This is a genomic window from Streptomyces huasconensis (assembly GCF_021028635.1).
In the GTDB taxonomy this organism is placed as follows: Bacteria; Actinomycetota; Actinomycetes; order Streptomycetales; family Streptomycetaceae; genus Streptomyces; species Streptomyces huasconensis.
The window spans coordinates 7367981-7393438 of record NZ_CP086119.1; the positions used below are offsets into that span (position 1 = coordinate 7367981).

Annotated in this window: 22 protein-coding genes and 1 tRNA gene; 17 read left to right on the forward strand and 6 right to left on the reverse strand. The window is 72.8% G+C overall.

The window, feature by feature from the left end; all coding sequences use genetic code 11:
* The first annotated feature begins 131 nt into the window (after positions 1-131).
* From J2N69_RS32875 to J2N69_RS32900, 6 genes are all read left to right on the forward strand, one after another.
* Positions 132-1334 carry an MBL fold metallo-hydrolase gene (locus J2N69_RS32875; protein ID WP_230903961.1) on the forward strand — a complete coding sequence of 401 codons (1203 nt, stop codon included), beginning with the start codon at positions 132-134 and terminating at the stop codon, positions 1332-1334.
* A gap of 400 nt (positions 1335-1734) precedes the next feature.
* Entirely contained in the window at positions 1735-3591 is a 1857-nt protein-coding gene (locus J2N69_RS32880; protein WP_230903962.1) for an ATP-binding protein, read from the forward strand.
* An 83-nt stretch (positions 3592-3674) separates the two neighbouring features.
* Positions 3675-4109, forward strand: a complete 435-nt coding sequence (locus J2N69_RS32885) for a roadblock/LC7 domain-containing protein (protein ID WP_127909528.1) — start codon at positions 3675-3677, stop codon at positions 4107-4109.
* A 2-nt stretch (positions 4110-4111) separates the two neighbouring features.
* Entirely contained in the window at positions 4112-4483 is a 372-nt protein-coding gene (locus J2N69_RS32890) for a DUF742 domain-containing protein (RefSeq protein WP_230904979.1), read from the forward strand.
* Entirely contained in the window at positions 4461-5054 is a 594-nt protein-coding gene (locus tag J2N69_RS32895) for a GTP-binding protein (protein ID WP_127909527.1), read from the forward strand. Before J2N69_RS32890 ends, J2N69_RS32895 begins: the two co-directional genes overlap by 23 nt.
* Entirely contained in the window at positions 5051-5572 is a 522-nt protein-coding gene (locus J2N69_RS32900) for a GAF domain-containing protein (RefSeq protein WP_230903963.1), read from the forward strand. Before J2N69_RS32895 ends, J2N69_RS32900 begins: the two co-directional genes overlap by 4 nt.
* Before the next feature lie 12 nt (positions 5573-5584).
* Here J2N69_RS32900 and J2N69_RS32905 read toward each other — a convergent pair whose 3' ends face one another.
* Positions 5585-7468: a DUF2264 domain-containing protein gene (locus J2N69_RS32905; protein WP_230903964.1), complete on the reverse strand. Its 1884-nt coding sequence runs from the start codon at positions 7466-7468 to the stop codon at positions 5585-5587.
* A gap of 194 nt (positions 7469-7662) precedes the next feature.
* Here J2N69_RS32905 and J2N69_RS32910 point away from each other — a divergent pair, with 194 nt between their 5' ends.
* Positions 7663-8202 carry a winged helix-turn-helix domain-containing protein gene (locus J2N69_RS32910; RefSeq protein WP_230903965.1) on the forward strand — a complete coding sequence of 180 codons (540 nt, stop codon included), beginning with the start codon at positions 7663-7665 and terminating at the stop codon, positions 8200-8202.
* Positions 8199-9497 (forward strand): MFS transporter, encoded by a 1299-nt coding sequence (locus J2N69_RS32915; RefSeq protein ID WP_230903966.1) that lies wholly within the window; start codon positions 8199-8201, stop codon positions 9495-9497. The genes J2N69_RS32910 and J2N69_RS32915 overlap by 4 nt, the downstream gene beginning before the upstream one ends.
* Before the next feature lie 60 nt (positions 9498-9557).
* On the opposite strand, the gene J2N69_RS32920 is transcribed toward J2N69_RS32915, so the two are convergent.
* Positions 9558-12023, reverse strand: a complete 2466-nt coding sequence (locus J2N69_RS32920) for a polysaccharide lyase 8 family protein (protein WP_230903967.1) — start codon at positions 12021-12023, stop codon at positions 9558-9560.
* Between the two features lie 384 nt (positions 12024-12407).
* Here J2N69_RS32920 and tdh point away from each other — a divergent pair, with 384 nt between their 5' ends.
* Complete coding sequence (tdh, locus tag J2N69_RS32925) at positions 12408-13436, forward strand: L-threonine 3-dehydrogenase (RefSeq protein WP_230904980.1); 1029 nt, start codon at positions 12408-12410, stop codon at positions 13434-13436.
* 132 nt (positions 13437-13568) lie between these two features.
* Entirely contained in the window at positions 13569-14774 is a 1206-nt protein-coding gene (locus J2N69_RS32930) for a glycine C-acetyltransferase (protein WP_230903968.1), read from the forward strand.
* 276 nt (positions 14775-15050) lie between these two features.
* Here the strand turns inward: J2N69_RS32930 and J2N69_RS32935 are convergent, their stop codons facing one another.
* Positions 15051-15983: an aminoglycoside phosphotransferase family protein gene (locus tag J2N69_RS32935; RefSeq protein WP_230903969.1), complete on the reverse strand. Its 933-nt coding sequence runs from the start codon at positions 15981-15983 to the stop codon at positions 15051-15053.
* Between the two features lie 192 nt (positions 15984-16175).
* Here J2N69_RS32935 and J2N69_RS32940 point away from each other — a divergent pair, with 192 nt between their 5' ends.
* The 5 genes from J2N69_RS32940 to J2N69_RS32960 all read left to right on the forward strand — a co-directional run bounded on the left by J2N69_RS32940 (position 16176) and on the right by J2N69_RS32960 (position 19986).
* Complete coding sequence (locus J2N69_RS32940) at positions 16176-17078, forward strand: LysR family transcriptional regulator (RefSeq protein WP_223778136.1); 903 nt, start codon at positions 16176-16178, stop codon at positions 17076-17078.
* Between the two features lie 192 nt (positions 17079-17270).
* A complete protein-coding gene (locus tag J2N69_RS32945) occupies positions 17271-17834 on the forward strand; it encodes a helix-turn-helix domain-containing protein (protein WP_359640809.1) in 564 nt (187 codons plus the stop codon).
* A gap of 50 nt (positions 17835-17884) precedes the next feature.
* Positions 17885-18385 carry a GNAT family N-acetyltransferase gene (locus tag J2N69_RS32950; RefSeq protein ID WP_408056926.1) on the forward strand — a complete coding sequence of 167 codons (501 nt, stop codon included), beginning with the start codon at positions 17885-17887 and terminating at the stop codon, positions 18383-18385.
* 176 nt (positions 18386-18561) lie between these two features.
* Positions 18562-19554, forward strand: a complete 993-nt coding sequence (locus J2N69_RS32955) for an alpha/beta fold hydrolase (protein ID WP_230903972.1) — start codon at positions 18562-18564, stop codon at positions 19552-19554.
* Positions 19555-19605: 51 nt separating this feature from the next.
* Positions 19606-19986 carry an MmcQ/YjbR family DNA-binding protein gene (locus J2N69_RS32960; protein WP_230903973.1) on the forward strand — a complete coding sequence of 127 codons (381 nt, stop codon included), beginning with the start codon at positions 19606-19608 and terminating at the stop codon, positions 19984-19986.
* A 39-nt stretch (positions 19987-20025) separates the two neighbouring features.
* On the opposite strand, the gene J2N69_RS32965 is transcribed toward J2N69_RS32960, so the two are convergent.
* Positions 20026-20949 carry a transketolase family protein gene (locus J2N69_RS32965; RefSeq protein ID WP_230903974.1) on the reverse strand — a complete coding sequence of 308 codons (924 nt, stop codon included), beginning with the start codon at positions 20947-20949 and terminating at the stop codon, positions 20026-20028.
* A gap of 54 nt (positions 20950-21003) precedes the next feature.
* Positions 21004-21726 carry a thiamine pyrophosphate-dependent enzyme gene (locus tag J2N69_RS32970; protein ID WP_230903975.1) on the reverse strand — a complete coding sequence of 241 codons (723 nt, stop codon included), beginning with the start codon at positions 21724-21726 and terminating at the stop codon, positions 21004-21006.
* Positions 21727-21865: 139 nt separating this feature from the next.
* On the opposite strand from J2N69_RS32970, the gene J2N69_RS32975 reads away from it, so the two are divergent.
* Together J2N69_RS32975 and J2N69_RS32980 are read left to right on the forward strand one after the other, a co-directional pair.
* A tRNA-Pro gene (locus J2N69_RS32975) sits at positions 21866-21939 on the forward strand.
* 1763 nt (positions 21940-23702) lie between these two features.
* The gene (locus tag J2N69_RS32980) at positions 23703-24164 is read left to right on the forward strand and encodes a hypothetical protein (RefSeq protein ID WP_230903976.1); all 462 of its coding nucleotides are present in this window, start codon (positions 23703-23705) and stop codon (positions 24162-24164) included.
* Positions 24165-24248: 84 nt separating this feature from the next.
* Here J2N69_RS32980 and J2N69_RS32985 read toward each other — a convergent pair whose 3' ends face one another.
* Complete coding sequence (locus J2N69_RS32985) at positions 24249-25226, reverse strand: hypothetical protein (RefSeq protein WP_230903977.1); 978 nt, start codon at positions 25224-25226, stop codon at positions 24249-24251.
* Positions 25227-25458 lie beyond the last annotated feature (232 nt).

The window sequence follows — 25458 nt, forward strand, 5'->3', positions numbered from 1 at the left end:
CCGGGGAATGTGACATCCGGCCCGCGCCGCGGCGGGCCGGGCGCGGAACCGGTCGAATCGGGACTCCGGAAATGTGGCCCCGCGTGGCATGGACATAATGGGTAGGCCCCATCACCCCCTCAGGAGGTCCCGTGTCCCGGTCCCTGATTCCCGGGCTCCGCTCGCTGCGGACCCCCGCCTTCGGAGCGGACCCGGCCGGTGCGCGGCTGGCCCGGATTCGCAGCTCGCCGAACTTCTCCGTGGCCGAGGGCTCCTTCCAGAACCCCGTGGGGGCGCGGATCAGACCCTCGGGGTCCACCATGGAGTTCGCCAAGATCTACTTCCGCAAGGAGGAGCGCGTACGCCGTGGCCCCGCCGGCACGGTCCCCGTGCACCCCACCACCCTCGCCGACCTCGCCAAGCCGCCGACGGACGGCCTGCGCATCACCTGGATGGGGCACTCCAGCGTCCTCGCCGAGATCGACGGCCGGCGCGTGCTCTTCGACCCGGTGTGGGGCGAGCGGTGCTCGCCGTTCTCCTTCGCTGGGCCCAAGCGGCTGCACCCCGTGCCGGTGCCCCTGGCCGCCCTCGGCCCGGTCGACGCCGTGGTCGTCTCGCACGACCACTACGACCACCTGGACATGCCGACGATCAAGGCGCTGGCGGGTGCGGACACGGTGTTCGCCGTGCCGCTCGGCGTCGGCGCCCACCTGGAGCGCTGGGGCGTGCCCGCCGACCGGCTCCGCGAGCTGGACTGGCATGAGTCGGCGGAAGTGGCGGGGCTGACGCTCACGGCGACGCCCGCGCGGCACTTCTGCGGCCGCGGCCTGCGCAACCAGCAGCACACGCTCTGGGCGTCCTGGGTGGTCGCCGGGCCCGAGCACCGCGTCTACCACAGCGGGGACACGGGGTACTTCCCCGGCTTCCGCGAGATCGGCGCGGAGCACGGACCGTTCGACGTGACGATGGTCCAGATCGGTGCCTACAGCGAGTTCTGGCCCGACATCCACATGACACCCGAGGAAGGCATGCGGGCCCACCTCGACCTCCAGGGCGACGACCCGGCCCGCGGGCTGATGCTGCCGATCCACTGGGGCACGTTCAACCTCGCCCCGCACCCGTGGTCGGAGCCGGGGGAGGGCACCCTCGCCGCGGCGCGCCGCGCGGGCGCGAGGGTCGCGCTGCCCTGCCCCGGTGAGCCCTTCGAGCCCACGGCCCGGACCGTGCCCACCGCGCCGTGGTGGCGCGGCGTGGCGGTCGTCCCGGACGGCGGCTGGCCCGAGCTGCCGACGCCGGGCGGGTCCCGGGCCACGCCGACGGACAGCGGCGACCAGGAAGCGGCGCCCGTGGCTTAGCCCGCCGCCATACCCCCGCGCGCAGAAGAACAGCAGTGCCCCGGCCGATCCGGCCGGGGCACTGCTGTTCGTGCGGGGTGCCCTGCGGCCCCCTCCGGCCCGCTACTCGTATCTGCGTACGAGCCGAATCGGACTGGCGTGCGGCGCGTCATACCAGAGCGGGGCCCGGGCCCGCTGACTTTGTCAACTGCCCACCACACATGATGGGTTGCCGACTACCGTGAGTGGTCGTCGGGCAACGCAGCGATCACGGCGCAGGCATGCCCTCGTGACCTGTCGGCCGGCACGGCGATGCCCTACACCCTGCCGAGACCCATACCGAAGAGCCCGCCGAGATCCATGCCAGAAAAGGGAGTCGGGACGCCCGCTGGAGCCCCGTCACCCCGTACCTAGGACGCAGATGTCTCACCTACGCGCACCGGCCGCCCGCGCAGACCGCCGTGAGGGCGGCCGGCACGGCAGGCCAGGGGGCCGCACCGCCACCGCCCTGCCCGAGACCCACATACGGCCGCACCTCCTGCGCATCGCGGTGCTGCCCGCCGTCGCCGTCGGTCTGAGCGCCTGCGCGGCCGTGCTCTTCACCCTGCGGACGACCGGAGCGCGGCCCGGCCCCGCCCTGCTCGCCGTCCTCACCGCCGCGGCGCTCGTCGCCCTCACCGGCATCGGGGTCGCCGCCGTGGCGGCCGACCGCGCCGCCAGGTCCGTACGGGACCGGGTGGGCACCCTGCGCCGGGCAGCCGTGCAGGGCCAGTCCGAGCTGCGCGGTGTCGTGGAGCGCCTGCGCCGCGGCGACGAGCCGCCCGTGCGCGGGACACCGCCGCGGGACCGGCCGGACGGCGACGAGTTCGACCAGCTCGCGGTCGAGCTGACGCGCGCCCAGGACGTCGCCGTCGACGCCGTCGTGCAGGCCGCGCAGCTCTCCAGCCAGGCGGGCAGCGAACAGAAGGTCGAGGTCTTCGTCAACCTCGCCCGGCGCCTCCAGTCGCTGGTGCACCGGGAGATCTGCCTGCTCGACGAGTTGGAGAACGACGTCGAGGACCCCGAGCTGCTCAAGGGTCTCTTCCACGTCGACCATCTCGCCACCCGCATCCGCAGGCACGCCGAGAACCTCGCCGTGCTCGGCGGCGCCGTCTCGCGCCGCCAGTGGACCAGCCCCGTCCCGATGACCGAGGTGATGCGCTCCGCCACCGCCGAGGTCGAGCAGTACTCCCGCGTCAAGCTGGTGCCGCCCATCGCCGGCACCCTGAGCGGGCACGCCGTGGCCGACGTCATCCACCTGCTCGCCGAACTCATCGAGAACGCCACGGTGTTCTCGGCGCCGCACACCCAGGTCCTGCTGCGCGCCAACCTCGTGACCGCCGGCCTCGCCGTCGAGGTGGAGGACCGAGGCCTCGGCATGCCCCTCGCCGAGCAGAACAGGATGAACCGGCTGCTCGCCGACCCCGACCAGGTCAACGTCGCGAGTCTGCTGCAGGACGGGCGGATCGGCCTCTTCGTGGTCGCCGCGCTCGCCCGTCGGCACGGTGTCGCGGTCCGCCTCCAGGGCAACATCTACGGCGGGGTGCAGGCCGTACTGATCCTGCCCCAGGAACTGCTGGGCGCCGAGCCGCGGGACGAGCCCGCCGCGAGCGACGTACAGCAGCATGCACAGGGCGCGGTGCGGCACGGTCAGGACGTCGTACCGCATGCTCCGGACGTACGCGGTACCGGCGGTGCACTGCCTCAGGCGCACCCCGGGCCGGAGCCGCGCCAGGAGCCCGTCCCCGTGCCGGTCCAGCCGCAGCGCGACACCGCTCCCGACCGCGCCGGGGGGCAGCCCCGCCCCCTGCCCGTGCGCGGCGCCCGCCAGGACCGGCCGACGCCCGCCGACGCCGTGCCCGGCATCCGCCCCGAGGACCGGCAGGCCGCGGCCGAGCACGCCGCCGCGCCGCTGACGCCCCTCGGCGGAGCCGTGGGAGGGCGGGCCGACAGGCCCCAGCTCCCCAAGCGGCGCGCGCAGGAACACATCGTGCCCCAGCTGCGGGACTCCCCGGGACCGCGGCCCGACGGCGACCAACTCGTCGGCCACGATCCGGGGCTGATGGCCGCGTTCCAGCGCGGCATCGGCCTGGCCCAGGCGCAGGAAGCGCGCGACCCCACCCCACGGGAGTACGGCACCGGCGGCCTCCCGGACAGCGGCCTCCAAGCCAGCAGCCTCCAGGACGGCGGCTTCCAAAACTACGGCTTCCCCCGTGACGGCAGCGGACAAGGCGGCTGAGCAGCACGATGACGCCCGATCACCCCCCACCACCTCTGCGCAGGCAGACCCTCGTACGTCGTATCTCAAGGAGTCGATCCACCATGGCGAGCGATGCGCCGACCGGCCATGTATCCGATCTCGACTGGCTGATGAGCGGACTCGTGCAGCGCGTGCCGCACACCCGTAGCGCCGTCCTGCTCTCCTCCGACGGGCTCGTGAAGTCGGTGCACGGCCTCGACCCGGACAGCGCCGACCACATGGCGGCCCTCGCCTCGGGCCTGTACTCGCTCGGGCGCAGCGCCGGTGTCCGCTTCGGGGACGGCGGGGACGTCCGGCAGGTCGTCGTGGAGCTGGACTCCACACTGCTGTTCGTCTCCACGGCGGGCTCCGGCACCTGCCTCGCCGTGCTCGCGGGCCGCGACGCCGACGCGGCCGTCCTCGGCTACGAGATGGCGATGCTCGTCAAGAGCGTGCGCCCGTACCTGATCACCGCGCCTCGGCAGCCGGCCGGGGAACCCGCGTCGATGAGGCGATGAGCGTGGCGGCCCCGCACGACGGGCCCTGGCTCGACGACGCCGCGGGACGGCTCGTCCGCCCCTACACCGTCAGCGACGGACGGACCAGACCGACCAGCCAACTCGACCTGCTCTCCCAGGTGATGACCACGGGGGTGACCCCGCTCGGCTACCTCGGACCCGAGCACTCCGCGGCCCTCGGCCTCTGCGGAGCCCCGACCTCCGTCGCCGAGATCGCGGCCCAGCTGAAGCTGCCCGCGGTCGTTACCAAAGTGATCCTCTGCGATCTCCTCGACTCCGGGGCGCTCACCATGAAGGCCCCGGACTTCTACCACAACCCCACTGACCGGTCCCTGTTGGAGGCAGTGCTCGATGGATTACGACGACAGCTCTGACCCCTTCCCCACCGCATTGAAAATCCTGGTCGCCGGTGGTTTCGGGGTCGGCAAGACGACCTTTGTGGGCGCCGTCAGCGAGATCGCGCCGCTGAGCACCGAGGAACTGCTCACCACGGTCAGCGAGGCCACCGACGACCTGTCGGGCGTGGAGAACAAGACCACGACGACCGTCGCCATGGACTTCGGACGCATCACGCTCGACCCCGAACACGTGCTGTACCTCTTCGGCACGCCCGGCCAGGAGCGGTTCTGGTTCATGTGGGACGAACTCTCCGAAGGCGCGCTCGGCGCGGTCGTGCTCGCCGACACCCGCCGCCTGGAGGACTGCTTCGCCGCCGTGGACTTCTTCGAACAGCGCGGCATGGGCTTCATCGTCGCGATCAACGAGTTCGACGGCGCCTACCGCTATGAACCGGAGGAGGTACGGGCCGCGATCGACCTCGACCCGCAGGTCCCCGTCGTACGCTGCGACGCCCGGATCTCCAGCTCCGGCATCCAGACGCTCCTCATCCTCGTCAAGCACCTCCTCAACCACGCCCCGGCCCCCAGCTACGGAGCCCACACATGACGCCGGACCGGCACCTGCTGCTCACCCCTGTCGACAAGGAGGCGCCCGCGCGCGTGCGGCGGCTGCGCGGGCTGGGCATCGGCGACCGGCCCGACTCGGCCCTCGACCTCTTCGCGGACCGGCTCGCCGAGCTGACGGGCGCGCCGTACGCGATGGTCAACTTCATCGACGAGCACCGGCAGTTCTTCGCCGGGCTGCACAGCCCGGACAACGTCATGAGCCGCTACCTCGCGCGCGACCACGGGTACTGCCCGCATGTGGTGGTGCGCCGCAAGGCGCTCGTCCTGGAGGACGTCTGCGACTATCCGCGGTTCGCCGGCAACCCCGTCGTGGACGAGATCGGCATCCGCTCCTACCTGGGCGCGCCCCTCATCGACCGTACGGAGATCGTGCTCGGCACGGTCTGCGTCGTCGACGTCGAGCCGCGCCGCTGGGGCAGGGCGGGGCTCGACACGATCAAGACGCTGGCCGCGGAGCTGGTCGAGCAGATCCACCGGCGGGAGGACGGCGGCATCTGACCCCGGCCACAGCTACAGCTCCAGCTCGGTTCCGTCGGGGAAGCGGACGCGCACGCCCTCGTCGTCCACGGCGCAGGTGAGGGACTCGCGCAGTGCCCGCGGGTCGACGGTCTCCCGCGTGAGGGCGACCAGCGTGACGTGCACGCTGGGCCCGCCCGGGTGCTGCGGGCGGGTCAGGAAGGGCGTCGCGGAGTGCGGTCCGTACGCGTTGGCCGCGGTCTCGCGGGCGATGCCCGACTCCCCGTCCCAGCCGTGCAGGGCGACCACGGCGCTGGTGAGCCCCGCCGCCGTACGGGTGAGCGCCCAGCCGGGGCCGTGTGCGGCGTACGGGGGTGTCCGGTCGGCCACCGCGTAGCCGCCCTCGCGGACGGTCGTGCCCGCCGGGGCCCGCAGCCGGTGCGCGCGGATCTCCCACGGGCCGTGCAGCGCGCTCGTCGACACGACGGGGAACGCGCTGTCGTGGCCCGGGAGTTCGGCGTCGTACCGGGACGAGGCGACGCGCCCCGCGCAGCGCAGGGGGTGGATGCGCAGGCGGCGCGAGGGCGTGCCGTCGGCGGTGACCAGGGCGAGGTGGCCGTCGACGGTGCGTTCCCAGGCGCGCGGGGCGGTCTCGGGGGCCGTCGCCGTCGAGTAGGCGAACTTGGAGTAGTGCGGGTCGTCCTGGGCCGGGCCTTGGAGGGGGTTGTGGTCGCTGCCGTGGTTGACGAGCCGCACGATGCCGTCGAGCCGCGTGCCGTGCAGGAGCCAGCCGGGCACGGGGAGCGCGGTGTACTGGTCGGACTCCTCGACGGGCAGCGGGAGTTCGCGCTCCGTCCACACCGGGTGGTCGGCGGACAGCAGCAGGCCGAGGAAGCCCTTGCTCGCCCAGTACGGTGACGCGGGGCCCGAGTAGGCCTGGGTGGTGGGCAGGAACGTCCCGTACCAGCCGAGCGGCAGCAGCCCCCGTGTGTCGGGCGCGCCGCGCTCCACGAAGTGCCGGGCCGTGCCGGAGGCGAGCCGCCGGGTCAGGCCGGGGGCCAGCGGCGTGCAGTGCGCGAGGGCGCCCATCCACACGGGCGCGGCGGCGGCGAAGCGGTAGGTGAGCGAACGCCCCTGGTGGACGGGGGCGCCGTCGCCGCCGAAGAAGTGCGGGTAGGTCGCGAGGAACCGGGCGAGGCGCTCGCGGTACACCGCGGCGCGTCCGCCGTCGCCGCCCGGTCCCGCCATGCGCGCCCACAGCAGCGGGTACAGGTGCATGGCCCAGCCGTTGTAGTAGTCGTAGTTGCGCCCGTCGCCGTCGCTGTACCAGCCGTCGCCGTGGTACCAGTCCTCGATGCGGTCCAGGCCGCCCTCGATGTCCGCCTTGCTGTACGGGGCGCCGACCGAGGCGAGGAACTGTTCGGACACCACCTGGAAGAGGCGCCAGTTGTTGTCCCACGTCTTCGCGCCGAGGAACCCGGAGAACCAGTCGACCACCCGCTCCTGGACCCCGGTGTCGAGCGCGTCCCAGATCCACGGGCGGGTCTCGTGGAGCCCGATCGCGATGGAGGCGGCCTCGACCATCTGCTGGGAACGGTCGGTGAGCGGGGGCCACGCCTCGCCGCTGCCGGGGTCGGTGCCGGCCGCCAGCCCCAGCGTGTAGCGCTCCACGAGGCGGGGGTCCACCTCGCCGCCCGCCCCCGCGATCCGGAACGCGGCCAGCAGGAAGGAGCGGGCGTAGCCCTCCAGCCCGTCCGACACCACCCCGGACCAACTCGCCCGCCCCGGCAGCCGGTACTGCGCGAACCCCGGCGTGGCGAACGGCACCAGAGCCTGCAACTGCCGGTCGGCAAGCGCCTCCCAGTGCGCGCGGGTCCAGCCGGTGAGGGGGGAGAGGGCGTGGTCGGTGGGCGGCAGGGAGAGGCGGGGTCCGGGCATGGTGATCTCTCAACTCCTGGTCCGGGGGCGGTGGATGATGCACACCCGGGCCGGGGCACCGGGTGGTCGTCACGGCCAGGGAGCATGTCAGACGGGCGCCTTGGCGGCAGCTCTCAGGTGCCGGGCGGCGGGTTCTGAAGATCCGTGCGGAAATCCCCTTGCTCAATGGTCAAGAAACGTTGACCATTGGGCGCATGCCTACCGATGATCTCCCCGAGACGTTTCACGTCACCACGGACGAACAGCTGCGCGCCGTCTCCAACCTCACGCGCCACCGGATCATGGCCGCGCTCCGCTTCGAGCCGGCGACGATCACACAGATCGCCGAGCGGGTCGGCCTGGCGAAAGGGAGTTCCAGCTATCACGTGCGGCTGCTGGAGCGGGCCGGCCTGGTGAAGGTGGTCCGCACGCGCAAGGTGCGGGGCGTCACCGAGCGGTACTACGCGATGGCCGCGCGGTCGGTCGTGCTGCCCGATCCGGGCGAGGGAGGGCCGGACGTGCTGATGCGGCACGCGGTGGCGGACCTGGAGGCGTCGTCGGCGGATGGCGAGCGGCACGTGCGGATGGCGCATCTGCGGCTCACCGATGAGCAGTTCGCGGAGCTGGGGGCGCGGCTGGAGGCGCTGGCGGACGAGTACCGCAAGCTGTCCGACCCGTCACTGCCGGACGCGTCCCTCGTCTTCGCGCTGTTCCACCCGGCGCCGCGCGACCAGGCCTCGGGCGGTGCCAAGTGACGTCAGCCAAACAGAAGTTGCCGGCCGGGTTCGGACGGCTGTGGACCGCGCAGACGGTCTCCTCCCTCGGTGACGGGGTCTCGCATGCCGCGCTGCCGCTGCTCGCGCTGGCGTTGACGCGGGACCCGATGGCGCTTGCCGTCGTCACGGCCGCCGGGACGCTGCCGTGGCTGCTCTTCGGGGTGCTCGGCGGTGCGCTGGTGGACCGCTGGGACCGCCGCCGCACCATGTGGGTGGTGGACGCGGCGCGTGCGGTGCTGCTCGTGATACCGGCGGCAGCGGCCTTACTGGATGTCCTGAGCATTCCGCTGCTCGCGGCCGTCGCCTTCCTGCTCGGTCTCGGCGGACTCTTCTTCGACACGGCCGCCACGGCCTATCTGCCGGATCTCCTCGGCCGCGACCCCGCACTCCTGGAGCGCGCCAACTCCCGCCTGCGCGGCGCCCAGACCGCTATGTCCGGGTTCGCGGGGCCGCCCGCGGGCAGTGCGCTGCTCGCGCTCGGGCGGGCGGTGCCGCTGCTCGCCGACGCGGTGTCGTTCCTGCTCTCCGCACTGCTCGTACGGACGCTGCCCGCCATCCCCCCGCCCGTGCCGGAGGCCCGCGAGTCGCTGCTCCGGCAGGCGCGGGCCGGGGCGTCGTACGTCTTCCGGGACCGGTTGCTGCTCGGGCTCGCACTCCGCCCGGCGGTCGGGAACATCGCCTTCCTCGCCGTGGAGACCGTCCTCGCCCTCTTCGCGCACGAGCGCCTGGGCATCGACACCTACGGCTTCGGCCTGCTCCTCACGGCGGAGGCCACCGGCGGCCTGCTCGGCGCGGCCATCGCCTCCGGCCTCGGCCGGCGGCTCGGCACCGGCACCGCGCTGACCTGCACGGCCGCCGTCGAAGGGCTCGCCATCCTGGGCCTTGCCGCTGCCCCGAACCCGTATGTGGCCGGGCTGGCGCTCGCCGTCTGCGGGGCCGGCATGGGCGCCACGATGGTGCTCGGCCCCTCCCTCCGGCAGGCGATCGTCCCGGCCCGCCTCATGGGCCGGGTCGCCTCCACCTCCCGCATGCTGGCCATGTGCGCCGCCCCCTTCGGGGCCTTCGTCGGCGGCTGGCTGGCCACCGCCTACGACATCCGCACCCCGCTCTACGCCGCCGCCGGCCTCCTCCTGGCGATGACGGCCGTCACGGCGTCCATGACCAGCAACCGCCGCGTCGAAGCGGCGCTGCGTGCCGCCGCCCGGGCCGACGATCCGGACCAGCACCCGGCACCCGAGGAACCCGCCCAGGAGAGCGCGCCGGGCATGCGGTGAGGCCGATGCCTCGATGCCGTGGCCCTGGGCAGGGAGCCCCGGGCCGCGGCGGCGCGATACTCACACGACCTCCACCGTGTGCGTCCGCCCCCGAGACCCACCGACCCGGACGCTCACCACGCCACGCCGCCCCACCGCGACGGTCACCGTGTCATCCGCCCGCCGAACACCCCGTACCCGGAGGGGCAGTTCGACGCTGACCGTCACCCCCGTGCGGCTCGGGTCGGCCACGGCCACCGCCGTACCCCCCTGCCCCCGCCGCACCAGGACGGTGCACGGCCCCGAGGCCGTCAGCCCCGCCACGGTGCCGGACCGCCAGAAGTGTGCGGCGAGCAGCCCGGACCGGGGCTCCTCGACGGCCTGGACGGTGGTGTCGTTGGCCGCGATCCGCACGGGCCGGGCCCGCGCCCACGCCGCGGTCGCGGACGCGCCGGCGCCGGGCAGCAGGACATAGGCGTACGAGGCCGCGTCCGGCGAGACGCCGTGGTCCAGCCACAGCGTCACATAGCGGCGGCTGACCGGCGTGACGCTGCCACCCGTGTCCGCCCCGGTGTTGATGTCCCGCCAGCGGCCGGTGCGCTCCTCGCGCAGGGCGCGCAGACCGAGGCCGCCCGCCCGGCCGGGGTGGTCGGGGAAGACGTAGCCGCCGGTACCGTGCAGGTGCGCCCACCGTGCCGCGTCGAGCCGCGCCGACCACCCGTCGTGCCCCGGCTGCCCGCGCCCGTCCACGGTCAGTGTCCGCGCGGGCTCGCCGACGTGCAGATTCCGGTTCTCGACGACCGTCTCGACGGTCCGGCCGTCGTGCGCGCTGATGCCCGCGCCGAGCGCGACGACCACGTTGTCCACGCAGAACCACGCTTTCCGGGCGCGCAGGGAACTGCCGTCGGCGAGGAGTTCCATGGCGGCCGCGCCGTGGCGGCCGTCCAGGACCGCGCCGCCCGCCACCGCGTTCTTCGGTCGGTACGTCCCCGTGCCGGCGCCGGAGCCGATGTCGGCGCGCGCACGGGTGTCCACGGTCGTGCCCGGCAGGCGGTACGGGTCCACGGTGGCCCAGAAGCCGTCGCCGTACTGCCCGAGGTCGTCGCCGTCGTACAGGTACGTCATGCCGTCACCGGTGTACCAGCCGTGCAGGTTCTCGCCGTTGCCCGCCTCGTACGCGGCGATCCGCTGCGAGGAGAGCGACAGCGTCAGCGCCCAGCCCGGCCGCCGGTGCACCACGCGGTCCATGCCGGCGAACACGAAGTGCCCGGTGAGCCGCTCCGCCACCGGGACCGAAGTGTCGTCGAGGACGGCCTTGGCGCGCGCCAGCGCCGGGATGCCGACGAGGCCCGGGTACGGCGTGACCGTGTTGCGGCGTATCCACCCCTTGGCGAGCGCACGCCAGCGGCGCGCGTACGCCTGCGGGGCGCCGGAGGCGAGGTGGAGGATGTGGGAGAGCGTGGCCGCGCCGTCGTGGTGGTCCCGCGCCCGCTCCCGGGATATCGCCCGGCCGCGCACGGCGTCCATCATCAGCCCGTCGAAGACCACCGGCGCGAAGGTCCGGTCCACCGCGTCGTACAGCACGGAGGTCTTCGGGTCCGTGACCGCCCAGGGCGAGCCCGCGAGCAGCGCGATCAGCTGGGCCGTGCTGCCGAGCAGGACACTGCCGTACGTACCCGTGTACGCGACGGAGCCGTGCTGGACGAACGACCCGTCCTCGTAGAAGCCGTCGCCCGAAGTGACGTACCGGAAGAGGCTGTTCGTGCCGCCGTCCCGCACGTCGGACAGACCGTCGCGGGCGAGCGCCACCGTCGCCGCGTCCCGGGTGAGCAGGCCGCGCAGGGCCACGATCACGGCCTTGTCGGCGCGGTTGGCCCCGGTCTCCGAGAGCGAGGGGGCGTTGGTGCGGCGGTCCGGGTCCGGGCAGAACTTCGCGACCGTCGCCGTGTACGCGGCCAGGTCCTCGGCGGGCATCCGCGCCCGGAGCAGGACGCAGGTGTCCATCAGCGCGCGGGGCGCCCCGATCTCCCAGAACCACCAGTTTCCGGACTCCGGGCGGCCCGGGTGGTAACCGGAGGTGTGCAGCAGGCGCAGCGCTTCGAGCAGGGCGCCGGCGATCTCCGCGCGGCCGGTGAGCGAGGTGCCGGGGGTGGCCCAGGCCGTCGCGAGGGTGCGCAGACGGGTGTAGCTCTGGCCGAAGTTGCCGGGGTCCGAGGCGGGGGAGAGGTCGGGCCAGAGCGCGGTTCTGCCCGCCGAGCGGTCCAACCGCCGCCACCAGGTGGCCGCTTGGGTGTCGAGCGTCTTGAGCGCCGCGGCGAAGTCGGGGTCCGCGGGGTCGAACGCGCCGCCGGTCAGCTGCGCCGCCGCGCGGGATAGGAGCGTGTCGTAGGCGTCGTCCTTGACGGACGCGGCCTCGGTGCCGTCCGTGTCCTCGCGGTCGGCGGCCCGCGCCGCGCCGCCCGTCGCCGACACGGCGGCGGAGGCCGCGCCGGCCGTGAGCAGTGCGCGACGGCTTGGCCCGGTGGAGCCGGAAAGAGGCGTGGGCATGCGAACTCCCAGGGGTGTCGGAGGGGGTGACACAGATGGGCACAGGTGGCCGGGGTCGGGCGCCGCGCGATCGCTTCGCGTCAGCATGTAAGCGGTTGCTGTACTGCGCAAGGGGGTCGGCGGTCTTTCTGTGTTTTCTCGGCAGCACAGCTGCCGTAAGCGATTACCGCGTCGCCGCCTGCGTCTCCGCCTCGCCGTTCTCGGCCCGGGCCCCGAACTGATCGCCTGTTTCGAACGCGGTCAGACCCGCTGACCTACAGGTCTGAAGGAAACCTGCGGCGGCGCTTAAGAAATCCTCGATGGACCGGGGCGCCCCGGTAGGGGAGATTCCTGTGTCGTCGAAGCAAGCAGCGACATACGAGACGTACGACAGGAGCCGTGGCCTTGAAGGCGCTGGTCAAGGAGAAGGCAGAGCCGGGACTCCGGCTGATGGACGTGCCCGAGCCGGTCATCGGCCAGGGAGACGTCCTGATCAAGGTGCTCCGCACCGGGATCTGCGGGACGGATCTGCACATCCGGGACTGGGACGGCTGGGCGCAGCAGGCGGTCGCCGCGCCGCTGGTGGTCGGGCACGAGTTCGTCGGCGAGGTCGTGGAGACCGGCCGGGACGTCGTGGACATCACGGTCGGCGACCAGGTCAGCGGCGAAGGCCACCTGGTCTGCGGCAAGTGCCGCAACTGCCTGGCAGGGCGCCGCCACCTGTGCCGCGCCACGGTGGGCCTCGGCGTCGGGCGGGACGGGGCCTTCGCGGAGTACGTCGCGCTGCCCGCGAGCAACGTATGGGTGCACCGCGTGCCCGTCGACCTCGACGTGGCCGCGATCTTCGATCCGTTCGGCAACGCCGTGCACACCGCGCTGTCCTTCCCGCTGGTCGGCGAGGACGTGCTGATCACCGGCGCCGGACCGATCGGCCTCATGGCGGCGGCCGTGGCCCGGCACGCCGGGGCCCGCAACGTCGTGATCACCGACGTCAGCGAGGAGCGTCTGGAGCTGGCCCGCAAGGTGGGCGTCAGCCTCGCCCTGAACGTGGCGGACTCGACGATCGCCGACGGCCAGCGGGAGCTGGGGCTGCGCGAGGGCTTCGACGTCGGCCTGGAGATGTCCGGCAACCCGCGCGCGATGCGCGACATGGTCGCCAACATGACCCACGGCGGCAGGATCGCCATGCTCGGCCTGCCGGCCGAGGAGTTCCCCGTCGACTGGTCGCGGATCGTCACCTCGATGATCACGATCAAGGGCATCTACGGCCGCGAGATGTTCGAGACCTGGTACGCGATGTCCGTCCTGCTCGAAGGCGGCCTCGACCTGGCCCCCGTCATCACGGGCCGCTACGGCCACCGCGACTTCGAGGCGGCCTTCGACGACGCGGCGAGCGGCCGCGGCGGCAAGGTCATCCTCGACTGGACCTCCTGACCCTCCTCGGCACACCGACGCCGGCCCACCAACGCCGGCGCACCTACGCCGACCGGCCAGCGACCGGCCCGACTCGACCGGGCATCGGTCCACCGCCGGCCCACCAACGGCTCACCACCGAAGGAACCCCGCATGTTCGACTCCGTACGCCAAGACCTCCAGGCCACGCTCGACGAGATCGCCGCCGCCGGGCTGCACAAGCCCGAGCGCGTCATCGGCACCCCGCAGTCCGCCACGGTCGCCGTCACCTCCGGGGGCCGTCCCGGCGAGGTCCTCAACTTCTGCGCCAACAACTACCTCGGCCTCGCCGACCACCCCGAGGTCGTCGCCGCCGCCCACGAGGCCCTGGACCGCTGGGGCTACGGCATGGCCTCCGTCCGCTTCATCTGCGGTACGCAGGAGGTGCACAAGGAGCTGGAGGCGCGGCTCTCCGCCTTCCTCGGCCAGGAGGACACGATCCTCTACTCCTCCTGCTTCGACGCCAACGGCGGTGTCTTCGAGACCCTCCTCGGCCCCGAGGACGCGGTGATCTCCGACGCCCTCAACCACGCCTCGATCATCGACGGCATCCGCCTGTCCAAGGCCCGCCGCTTCCGCTACGCCAACCGTGATCTCGCGGACCTGGAGCAGCGGTTGAAGGAGGCGTCCGACGCGCGGCGGCGACTGATCGTCACCGACGGCGTCTTCTCCATGGACGGGTACGTCGCCCCGCTCGCGGAGATCTGCGACCTCGCCGACCGGTACGACGCCATGGTCATGGTCGACGACTCGCACGCCGTCGGCTTCGTCGGCCCCGGCGGCCGCGGCACCCCCGAACTGCACGGCGTCATGGACCGCGTCGACATCATCACGGGCACGCTGGGCAAGGCCCTCGGCGGCGCCTCCGGCGGCTACGTCGCGGCCCGCGCGGAGATCGTCGCCCTGCTGCGCCAGCGCTCGCGCCCGTACCTTTTCTCGAACACGCTCGCCCCGGTGATCGCGGCGGCCTCCCTGAAGGTCCTCGACCTCCTGGAGTCCGCGGGCGACTTGCGTGAGCGGCTCGCCGCGAACACGGCGCTCTTCCGCTCGCGGATGACCGAGGAGGGCTTCGACGTCCTGCCCGGCGACCACGCCATCGCCCCGGTCATGATCGGCGACGCGGCCGTCGCGGGCCGCATGGCAGAGCTGCTGCTTGAGCGGGGCGTGTACGTGATCGGCTTCTCGTACCCGGTGGTGCCGCAGGGCGCGGCCCGCATCCGCGTGCAGCTGTCCGCGGCGCACTCCACGGAGGACGTGAACCGTGCGGTGGACGCCTTTGTGGCGGCGCGCGCGGAGCTGGGGGAGGCGGGCGCGGCCTGATGGTCTGACGGCCTGACGGCCTGGTGTGCGCAGGGGGTTGAAGGGTTCGGGGGGCGTCGGCGTCCGGGCTGCGGTACGCGTGTCCGGGGCGCCGGCGCCTTTCGCGCGCCGGGTGCGGGGTGCGGGGTGCCTCAGCGTTCGCCGGGGTTCTTCCTCGGGGACGCCACGCCCCTCGCGCCCGGCGCGGTGCGCACGCCGTGGCGGTCGTCGCGGCCTCCTGCCGCCACGCCGCGGGTAGCGCGCACTGCACCCCAGGTCCAGCGCCCGTACCGTGGCTCAGCCGGTCAGCGCCTCGGTGATCTGGCGGGTCGTCTGCGCGGCGACCCGGGGGTCGGTGGCGGCGTACGAGGTGTAGGCGTTGAGACCGGTGGCCAGCGCCCAGCCGCGACCCCGCAGCCAAGTGGCGTCGTCGACGCCGAGCGCGGCGCGGAACACGGCCCGGCTCGCGGCCGACATCAGGGTGAAGGCGATGGTCAGATCGCAGGCCGGGTCGCCGACACCCAGTTCGCCGAAGTCGATGACCGCGCTGAGGCGCCCGTCGACGGTCAGCAGATTGCCGGTGTGGAAGTCACCGTGGAACCACACCGGTGGACGGTCCCGCGCGGGGGCGGCGAGGGCCGCGTCCCACAGCTCGGTCATCGCCGGGCCGTCGAACACGCCGTCGGTCGCGGCGATGGCGGCCCGTGTGTCGTGGTCGCGGTCGGGGAGGCGGTTGACGGTGAGCGACTCGTGGGCGCCTCCGCTGTCCCCGCCACCGGTCGCACACCCTTGAAGAGCGGTGAGGAACTCCGCCAGTCGCACGGCCGCGCTCGGCGAGTCGCCCAGCGCCCGCGTGCTCGCCACCTCTCCGTCCAGCCAGCGGGTCACCGCCCACGGCCAGGGGTAGCCGAAGCCGGGCGCGCCCACCCGCACCGGCCGGGGGACGGCCAGCGGCAGCTGCGGGGCGAGCCGGGGAAGCCACGCGAACTCCTTCTCGGCCTGCCTGATGGCCCCGGAGTGCCGGGGCAGCCGGACGGACAGCTCGTCGCCGAGGCGGTAGATCACGTGGTCCGAGCCGGCCGGGTCGACCGGTTCGAGCGGCAGCCCGGCCCACTCCGGGAACTGCGCGTCGACCAGTCGCCTGGCCAGCGGCGCGTCGATCACCGGACGGAGTTCGGCACCGCACGCGGTTTCCCCGACACCCCGGGGCCGGGTTCCTTCGGTCGTCAACCCGGCTCCTCATGGTGGTCACCCGCCCGTATGGGGGCGGCGCGCGCCAGACGTACGGGCGGCGCGCGCAGACGGTCGGAACCATCACAGCGTGCGGCCCGGCCGCCTGTCGACCGGATTACCTCGGCGGCGCCGGAAGCCCGGCGGGACCGGTGGCGCGGCGCAGGCCCACGGTTTGGGAGAATCGGCAGCATGATCGAAGCGCGGCGGCTGCACATCCTCCGTGCGGTGGCCGACCACCGCACGGTCACGGCCGCTGCGGCCGCGCTGTACCTCACCCCGTCCGCGGTGTCCCAGCAGCTCACCGCCCTGGAGCAGGAGACGGGCCACCGCCTGGTCGACCGCTCGGCGCGCGGCGTACGCCTGACGGCGGCCGGAGAGATCCTGCTCACGCACACCAACGCGGTCCTCGCCCAGCTGGAGCGGGCCGAGGCCGAGCTGGCCGCGTACAGCTCCGGTGAGGCGGGGACGGTCACCGTCGCCTCCTTCGCCACCGGCATCGGCCTGGTCGTCGGCCCGGCCCTGGCCCGCCTCGCCGACACCGCGCCCGGCATCAGGGTGCGCGTACAGGACGCGGAGGGCGACGCCAGCCTCCCGATGGTGCTGGACCGGCAGGTCGATGTCGCGGTCGCCGTGGAGTACCGCGGGGCGCCGGGCGCGGACGACCCCCGGCTGACCCGCGTCCCCCTCTACGCGGAGCCCTTCGACGCGGTTCTCCCGCTCGGCCACCGGCTCGCCGAGGCCGACCGGGTCCCGCTGGCCGAGCTGGCCAAGGACGCCTGGATCGGCCCCTTCGCCGGCAACCCGTGCCACGACGTGGTCGTCCTCGCTTGCGAGCAGGCGGGGTTCCAGCCCGTCCTCGAACACTGGTCGGACGACTTCCGTGCCGTGGTGGCGCTCGCCTCGGCCGGCGCGGGCGTCGCCCTCGTGCCGCGCTCGGCGCTGCGCGGCATGGACGTGTCGGGCGCGGTGGTGCGGCCGGTGGAGGGCGCGGCCCCGACGCGCCGGGTGTTCGCGGCGGTGCGCTGCGGGGCGGAAGGCCACCCCCTGATCCGCCCGGTCCTGGCGGCGCTCGGGGAGGCCGCGGCGGGCTGAGGGCTCATGGCTGAACGTGGAGCTGAACCGCACCCGTGGCGGTAGCCGGGTCTGACGGGGGCCGGGGTCCGAGGGCCGAGGTGTGCGGGCCAGAGCCCGAGAGCCACGTCCGCGGGCCGGGGCCCGAGGGCCGCAGTCCGCGGGCCGGATCACGCTTGCCCGCCATCCCGCATGCGGGCTAACGTGCCAAATATGGAACACGAAGGAGTCGACGCGCGCCTGGCCGCCCGGCTGGCCGAGCTGCGTGCCGAACGCGGCTGGTCCCTGGGCGAGTTGGCGGAACTGAGCGGGATCAGCCGCTCCACCCTGTCCCGGGCCGAGCGCGCGGAGATCAGCCCCACCGCCGCCCTCCTGAACCGCCTCTGCGCCGTGTATGAACGGACCATGTCGCAGCTCCTGAGCGAGGTGGAGGCCGAGCCCGCGCAGCTGGTGCGCGCCGTCGACCAGACGGTCTGGGCGGACGACGAGGCGGGGTTCATGCGCTGGGCGGTCTCTCCGCCGCACATCGGGATGCGCGCCGAACTCGTCGAGGGGCGACTGCAACCGGGCGCCGACATCACGTACGACCGGCCGCCCGTGCCCGGCCTTGAACAGCACATCTGGGTCCTTGAAGGCGCCCTGGAGGTCACGGTGCAGGGGGACGCGCACACCCTGCGCACCGGTGACTGCCTGCGCTTCCGGCTGTGGGGCGCGTCGCGCTTCCGCTGCGTGGGGGAGGAAGCCGTGCGGTACGCGCTCGTGGTGGTGAAGCCGTGAGCGCGGCCGCCCAGGGCCCCGTCTGCCTCGGTCGGGACGCCGTCACCCGCATCGACGCCGCCCGGTTCCTGGACCACGCGGCCGGCCTGGCCGAGTTGCTCGTCGACACGGTGCGGGGCGGCGCCTCGCTCGGCTTCCTCGCCGGGCTGGAGCGCGCCGAGGCGGCCGCCTGGTGGCGCGGACTCGCCCCGGCGGTCGGGAGCGGCGGCCTCGCCGTCTGGACCGCCCATGACGGGACGAGAGTCACCGGAACCATCGGCGTCGCCTTCGTCGACAGACCGAACGGCCGCCACCGCGCCGAGATCACCAAGCTGATGGTCCACCCCTCCGCGCGCGGACGGGGCCTCGCCCGCCGGCTCCTGGCCGCCGCCGAAGAGGCGGCGGCGGACGCGGGCGTGACCCTCCTCGTCCTCGACACGGAGACCGGCAGCCCCGCCGAGACCCTGTACGAGAAGGCCGGTTGGACCCGGGCCGGAACCATCCCCGACTACGCGAGGGACCCGGCCGGGACTCTCCACCCGACGACGCTCTTCTACAAACGGCTCCCCTGAACGTAAAGCCGCCATCGCGTCGACCACCACGGCGCGGGTTCCGGTTCGGCGAGTGGTCCGCATGAGGCGCCGCGCGTGGGGGAGGCTGAGCCGCAGGACCGCCACCCGACGAACCCGAGGCGAGCCGACCAGCAGGAAACCACCCCAGCAGCGAACCACCCCAGGGAGCCCGCGCGATGCCCGACCGGACCGACCACTTCGACGACACCCACACCACCCCGAGCGCCGCCTACACGGCAGGATTGCTCAACGCGGCGGACGGCGTGCCCGTCGCCACGTACACCTGGCTGCCCGCCGACGGCAGGCCGCGCGCCTACGTCCAGATCGCGCACGGCGCCGCCGAACACGCCCTGCGCTACGACCGGTTCGCCCGCCACCTGACCGCCCACGGCTACGGCGTGGTGGCCTCCGACCACCGTGGCCACGGCGCGACCGCCCAGGCCACCGGCGGCTACGGCGTCACCTCCGGACCGGACGGCGCCTCGGACGCCGACAGCTGGCGGGCGATCGTCGACGACCTCAAGGCCATCGGCGACCAGGTCCGCACCCTGCACCCCGGCGTGCCGTTCTTCCTCCTGGGGCACAGCCTCGGCTCGATGCTCGCGCGGGACTACGCCCAGGAATACGCGGACGGCCTCGCGGGCGTGATCCTCTCGGGCACGTTCCGCTCACTGCCCGGCGCCGACCCGGCCGGGGCGATCGCCCGCCTGGAGCGCGAGGTCGCCGAGCGGGGCCGTGCCGCGACCTCCTCGTACATCCCCGCCCTCTTCGCCTCGTTCAACGACCCTTTCCCGCGCCGCACCGGCTTCGAGTGGCTCTCCAGGGACGAGGCCGAGGTCGACGCGTACGCCGCCGACGAGCGCTGCGGGTTCGCCTTCTCCGCGGGGCTCTGCCTGGACTGGATGCGCGCCGTACGCAAGATCAACGACCCGCGCAACCTCGCCCGCGTCCCCGCCGACCTGCCGATCCACGTCGCCGTCGGCGAGCAGGACCCCTGCAACCAGCGGATGACGCTGGTCCACGAACTCCTGGAGGACTTCCGCTACGTGGGCGTGGAGGACCTGACGTGGAAGGGCTACCCCGACGCGCGCCACGAGATCCTCAACGAGACCAACCGGGACGAGGTCCAGGAGGACCTCACGGCGTGGCTGGACGAGCGGGTGCTGTGAGCCGGGCCGGCGAGTCCGCGCCTGTCAGTGGCGTTGGCTACGGTTCGTGCCATGTCGAAGTCCAGATCCCGGGCCCGCGTCACCTCCGATGACGTGCGCCGCATCGCCCTCGCCCTGCCGGACACGGTGGAGAAGATCGCGTGGAGCATGCCCACGTTCCGTGTCGCCGGAAAGATGTTCGTGACAGTGCCGGACGACGAGACGTCGATCGCGGTGCGCTGCCCGAAGGTCGAGCGGGACGAACTGGTCCTCGCCGAGCCGGACAAGTTCTGGGTCGCCGCGCACGAGGCGAGTTCCGCGTGGGTGCGGGTGCGCCTCGCGGCGCTGGACAAGGAGGAGCTGACCGACATCCTGGCCGACTCCTGGCGCCAGGCCGCGCCGCCCCGACTCCTGGAAGAACACCCGGAGTTGGGAGTCCCGCCCCTGGAGTGAAGCGGCGCCGGCCCGCCACGGCGCACGTAGGGATGCCCGCTATGACGTACGTAGGGAAGTCCGCGCACTCAGGAAGCCGCTGATCCGCCCGCGCAGCGACCCCGCGTCGAGGCCGTGGGCGGTCAGATGTTCCTCGACCTGACCGTAGCGGCGCAGCTCACGGCGGCCCACGCCCAGGCCGAGCACGCGGTGCGGCAGGTCGGCGAGCGCGTCGTTCACCGCGGCGGTCGACGTCCCGGCGAGGTACGGCTCGACGACCACCACATCGGCGGAGTCGGCGGCTCCGGCGGCCCGGCGCAGCGCCCGCTCGTCGAAGGGGCGCACGGTGGTGGCGTAGAGCACGCTCACATCGAGCCCCTCCGTCGCGGTGAGGACCTGGTCAAGGAGCGGCCCGACGGCGACCACCACACCCCCGCGCCCTTCGCGCACTGTGAGGAACCGCTCACCGTCCACGGGCAGTGCCCGCGCGTTGGCCTGCACCGACAGGCGTACGTACACCTTGTCGTCGCCCGCCGCGACGGCGTGCCGCAGGAGTGTTTCCGCCTCGTCGGGGTGGCCCGGCACGTGCACGGTCCAGCCGTCGAGGGTGTCGAGCAGCGCGACGTCACCGGGCGCCATGTGCGTGAAGCCCCCCGCCGGCCAGTCGAAGGACGCCGCGGCGCTGACGAGGACGCCGCCGAGACCCTGGTGCCCGAAGTCGAGCTTGATCTGTTCGAAGGGCCGCTCCACCAGGAAGCTCGCGAAGGTGTGCACCACGGGCCGCAGCCCGGCGAGCGCGAGCCCCGCGCCCGCCCCGACGAGCAGCTGTTCCCTGATCCCGACGTTGATCACCCGGTCCGGGTGCTTGCGCATCGCCGCTTCGAAGGCGTCCTTGCCGATCTCGGCGAGGACGACGGCGACGCGCGGGTCCTCGTCCAGCAGCCGCGAGACGACGGGGGCGAAGCGGTCACGCATGGTGTCCATGACGGAAAGGTCCTTCCAGAGGTGGGGAGGGGGAGGTGGCGGCGCCGGTCCGGCTCACGCGTTCTTGGGCTCGCCCGAGAACTCCTTGGGCTCGACGCGGGCGACCACCACGTGCGGCCGTCCGGGGTGCGGCGCGGTGAAGGCCGCGTACAGCGCGTCGTGGTCCCGCCCGTCGACGGTCGCGGTGGACCACCCGGCGGCCTCGAAACGGGCGGCGATCCCGCCGGGCCTGGCGTAGCTGGCCGAGGCGTTGTCGATCACCAGGGCATGCAGCTGTTCGAGGCCGGCCGGTCCCGCGTAGGCGACGGACTCGTGATTGCTGCCCTCGTCCATCTCCGCGTCCCCGACGAGCACCCAGACCCGCGGGTCGGTGAGGCCCCGCGCCTTCAGCCCGAGCGCCGTCCCCACGGCGATCGGCAGTCCGTGACCGAGGGACCCGCTGCCGATCTCGGCGCCCGGCACCAGCAACCGGTCGGGGTGGTGCCCGAGCGGGGAGTCGTACGCCCCGAACCCCTCCAGCCACGCGACGGGCAGGAAGCCCTTGGCGGCGAGTACGGCGTAGTAGGCCATCGGCCCGTGCCCCTTGGACAGCAGGAACCGGTCCCGCTCGGGGTCGTCGGCACGCTCCGGTGTGACGCGCAGCACCCGGTCGTAGAGCACCCACAGGGCGTCCAGCGTCGAGGTCGCGGCGGGCCCGTGCTTCTCGTCCCCGGTCATCAGCTCCATGAGCCGGGGCAGGTCCGTGTATTCGTACGCGCGTTCCGTGGTCGTCGTCATGCGAAGAAGCGTGCGACCTCAACCGCACTTGAGGTCAAGTGGCGGCCGACGGACGAAAGGGGTGAGCGATCACCAGTCAGAGTGCGGTATTGTTTCCGTGCGCGTTCGGCCAGGGGGAAACCCCAGGTCACACGGGCAACGGGACGTGGCGCAGCTTGGTAGCGCACTTGACTGGGGGTCAAGGGGTCGCAGGTTCAAATCCTGTCGTCCCGACTGGAGACAGTCGCAGGTCAGGGGCCGTTTCAGAGAAATCTGAAACGGCCCCTTGATCGTTTCTGGGGACCAGTTGGGGACCAGGCCCTCTTGGCCGTGTCAGCGGGTGACCACGATCGGGCTCGGCAGCGAGCGTGGGACGCGCAGCGCTGTGAGGTGGGCCGAGAGGGCGGCGCCCGCAGCGGTGATCTTGTGCACGTCGGGGTGCAGCACCTCTGGGTGGTGGTCAGCGAGCCGTGTCCGGCGATCGTGCGTCGACGAGCTGGAGGCGCTGGAGACAGCGTTCGCCCGCCCCGGCGAGGTCGTCGTGCGCGCGGTGCATGGGCTGGGCGGGGTCGGCAAGTCGGCGCTTGCCGCGCACTGGGCGGCCCGGGAAGGTCCGGTGGTGGATCACCGTCGACGACGCGGGCGGGGACGCGGTAGCCGTCGACCAGGCCCGTGACCCCACCCTTGCTCTCGCCCGCAGCGCTGCGTACCGAATGGGACAGGGTGCACTCGCTCCCGCCAGCCATGCCTTCCAAGGCGCACTCATCACCCTCGAGCGGCTGCTGGGCGCGGAGCAGCCTGACGCGCTGTCCTCCGCAACAACCTCGCGTACGCATACGAGTCGGCGGGGGATCTGGGGAGGGCAATCCCCCTGTACGAACGCACCTGGCGCACTACGAGCGAGTGCTGAGCCGGAGCCATCCAATGATCGCGGTGGTGCGGGCGAACCTGGAACGGACGCGGTCCTCATAGCGGTTTTGGCGTCCTCCGTTAGCCGAGCCAAGCTGTTGGCGTGGGTGGACCGGGCGATGGCGCAACAACCGGAGGCGGGTGGCCGCCGGATCGAGTGCACGGCGTTGGATCAGTGGTTGGCCACGTCCGTCTTGGCTACGCCCGCGCCCCGACCGCCCGCCAGTTCCTCGACGCACAGCTCGATTCGCTCGCCGAGGTCGGGGCGAAGCGGGTCTTCTCAGAAGAGATCACCACCCGTGGCACCAGGCATCGTAAAGCTCGCCGGTGAGATTCGCTCGTCCAGCACTGCCATGACTTCGTCGTCCTCGAGCAAGCGGTTCGGCCGCCGCGTCGAACTGGGCATGCTCGCGTAAGAGTTGAAGGCCAGTGACGTCGGTGCGTCCATCTCGCCAACACCGACCCCCGCCTCAAGGAAGCCCTCAACTCGCTCTGGGTCGCCGGCCCCGGATCAGCGGAGCCGGGGTTGATGCTCTCCGACAGCGAGCCGATGTCACGGCAGGAAGCCGAAGCCCCGGCCATCGACCTCACCCACCGCAGCACACCGGCCGAAGGTGGCTTCTGCACCTTCCAACCCAAAACGGGTGCAATGGCGGATGCTCGCCGAACGCGCACCTGACAGCACCACCGCTGGCCATCTGTACGAGGTCTTCGAACCGGCCATCCGCGCGATCGACGGCCTGAACACCTACGGAGGTTCTCGTCCGGGGCGCCGAATGCACGCTCGTCAACGAGCTCAACCAGCGGGACGGCGACGGCTGGATCAAAGGCCACCTGTGGAAAGACAACGTGGGCGGCCACGGGGTCTCGATCAACCTGACGCCCATGACGACCAGCACGAACCAGAACTTCAACCGCAGGTTCGAGGAGCCTCTGGAAGCGATGCTGCTCGCTTGCACACGCCACGCGCAGAACAACGCGGGAGCACCCTTCTGGTACGGCGTGGGGTCCGGCGGCCGAATGGGGCAGATGAGCGCCAAGCGCATACGTGGTTGTTTCGAACAACGAGACGAGGTCAGACGGAGGGTATGAGTGAATCGGCGAAGAACGGAAGCAGCCCTGCAGGTGACGCCACGACGGAAGGCAAGGCCGACCGGTCCAAGGCGGAGAGCGCCAAGGCCACGACGGCCAAGGCCACGGGAAGCGCGGCCCGTTCCGCTTCCAAGGCCACCTCCGGAGCGGCCGCCAAGACCGGCTCCGCGGCCCGTGGCGTCAAGTCATCGGCCGCCGAGGCCGGAGAAGGCGCGGCGGCGCTGAGCGCCACGCTCGGTGCGAAGGCGAAGGCGGGGGGCGAACTGCTGTCCGCCGTACCGGGGAAGACGCTGCAAGCGGCGACGACGACGTGGACGGTGCTCAAGAACCGCAAGGCGATCGCGATGGGCGTCGGCAGCGGCGCCGTCGCCATGCTGGCCGGTGCCTACGCACTGGGAGGCGCCAACGTGAGGCGTGGTCAGGGCCCCCTGACCCGCGCCACGCGCGGAGTCCTCTGAACGGCCACCGTCACGACTGAGCCCCTGGTACCGCCCGCCGGCGGTACCAGGGGCTCAGCGGGGTCTGGCTTGCTCAGCGCTTCCTCACGGCTGGAGCCCCGAGCGGACAAGCAGATCGCGCGCACCGTCGACCACGGCCCGGAGATCGCGGTCGGCCAGGATCAACGCCCGCTCGCGCACGCAGTCCGCGTGCACCACCACCTCCGTCGGCTCCAGGTGGTCGATGGCCGTCTCGATCGCCTCCAGCGCACCCGCGTGGTCTCCCGCCATCCGCAGGGCGCCGGCCTTGCGGAACGCCGCCTCGGGATCGGTGCCGTCGGCGAACACGGGGGCGGCCAGCAGGTCGAGCATCAGCCGCGCCTGATCGTCCAGCCGCTCACCGAGCCACAGGCCGTGCAAGAGCGTGTGCAGCACCTTGCCGTCGTCGCCGGCCCGCCGCAGAACCTCCTCCATCAGAGGCAGCCCGGCCTTGTCGGAACGCCCCAGCAGAGCGAAGGCGCGCAGGGCGGCGATGTACGGATCCACGGCCGAAGCGACAGACGCCGGGACGCGCGCGAAGAACCGGCTGATGGCCGAGCAACGGAAGTCGTAGCGCAGCGTGGTGAGGAACAAGTGCCACAGCGCGCGCCCCCGGGCCGTGTCCACGGCCGTGGCCGCCACTTGGTCGGAGGAGAGGAACACCAGTGCGCTGCGGTGCGCCGAGCGGGCGCGCCACGCCACATCCGCGCAGAGGCGGGCCGATTCGGACCACTCGGCACGGCCGCGGTCCAGCCAGTGCGCCGCTTCCTGGGTCCAGTCCCGGTCGCTCTCCATCTCCTGCACGACACGTGCGTACACGAGGAGCCAGCCCCGCTCACGCACGGCCGCATCCTGCGAGGCGAGCGCTTCACTGACGGCCTGGGCGGCGCCCGGCAGCCGCCACACGCCTCCGGCGGCGCGCTCCACGACCCGGGAAGGCCCCGTCGGCATCGCGCACATCGCGGCGAAGGCCTCTGTCACACCGGGCGCCGGTCCGCCGACGACGCCGGGCGCGCCCGCTGCGGGCCCCTCATCTGTGCCCATACGGATGTCCTTCCGATCATGATCAGACTCTCGGGCCCAACGAATCGGGGACACAGGGTGTTACGGGCGCGGGCGCGACCTGACGCAGGAGGGGGGAGACGAGCTTCTGGGAGACCGTCACGGGCAGCGCCCTCTTCACCGGCCGCAACCTGACGCCGATGGAGTCCATCGACAGGAAATCCGGTACGGCTGGGACGTATCTGACCTGGCATTCGGCCCGTGCCCTGGCACG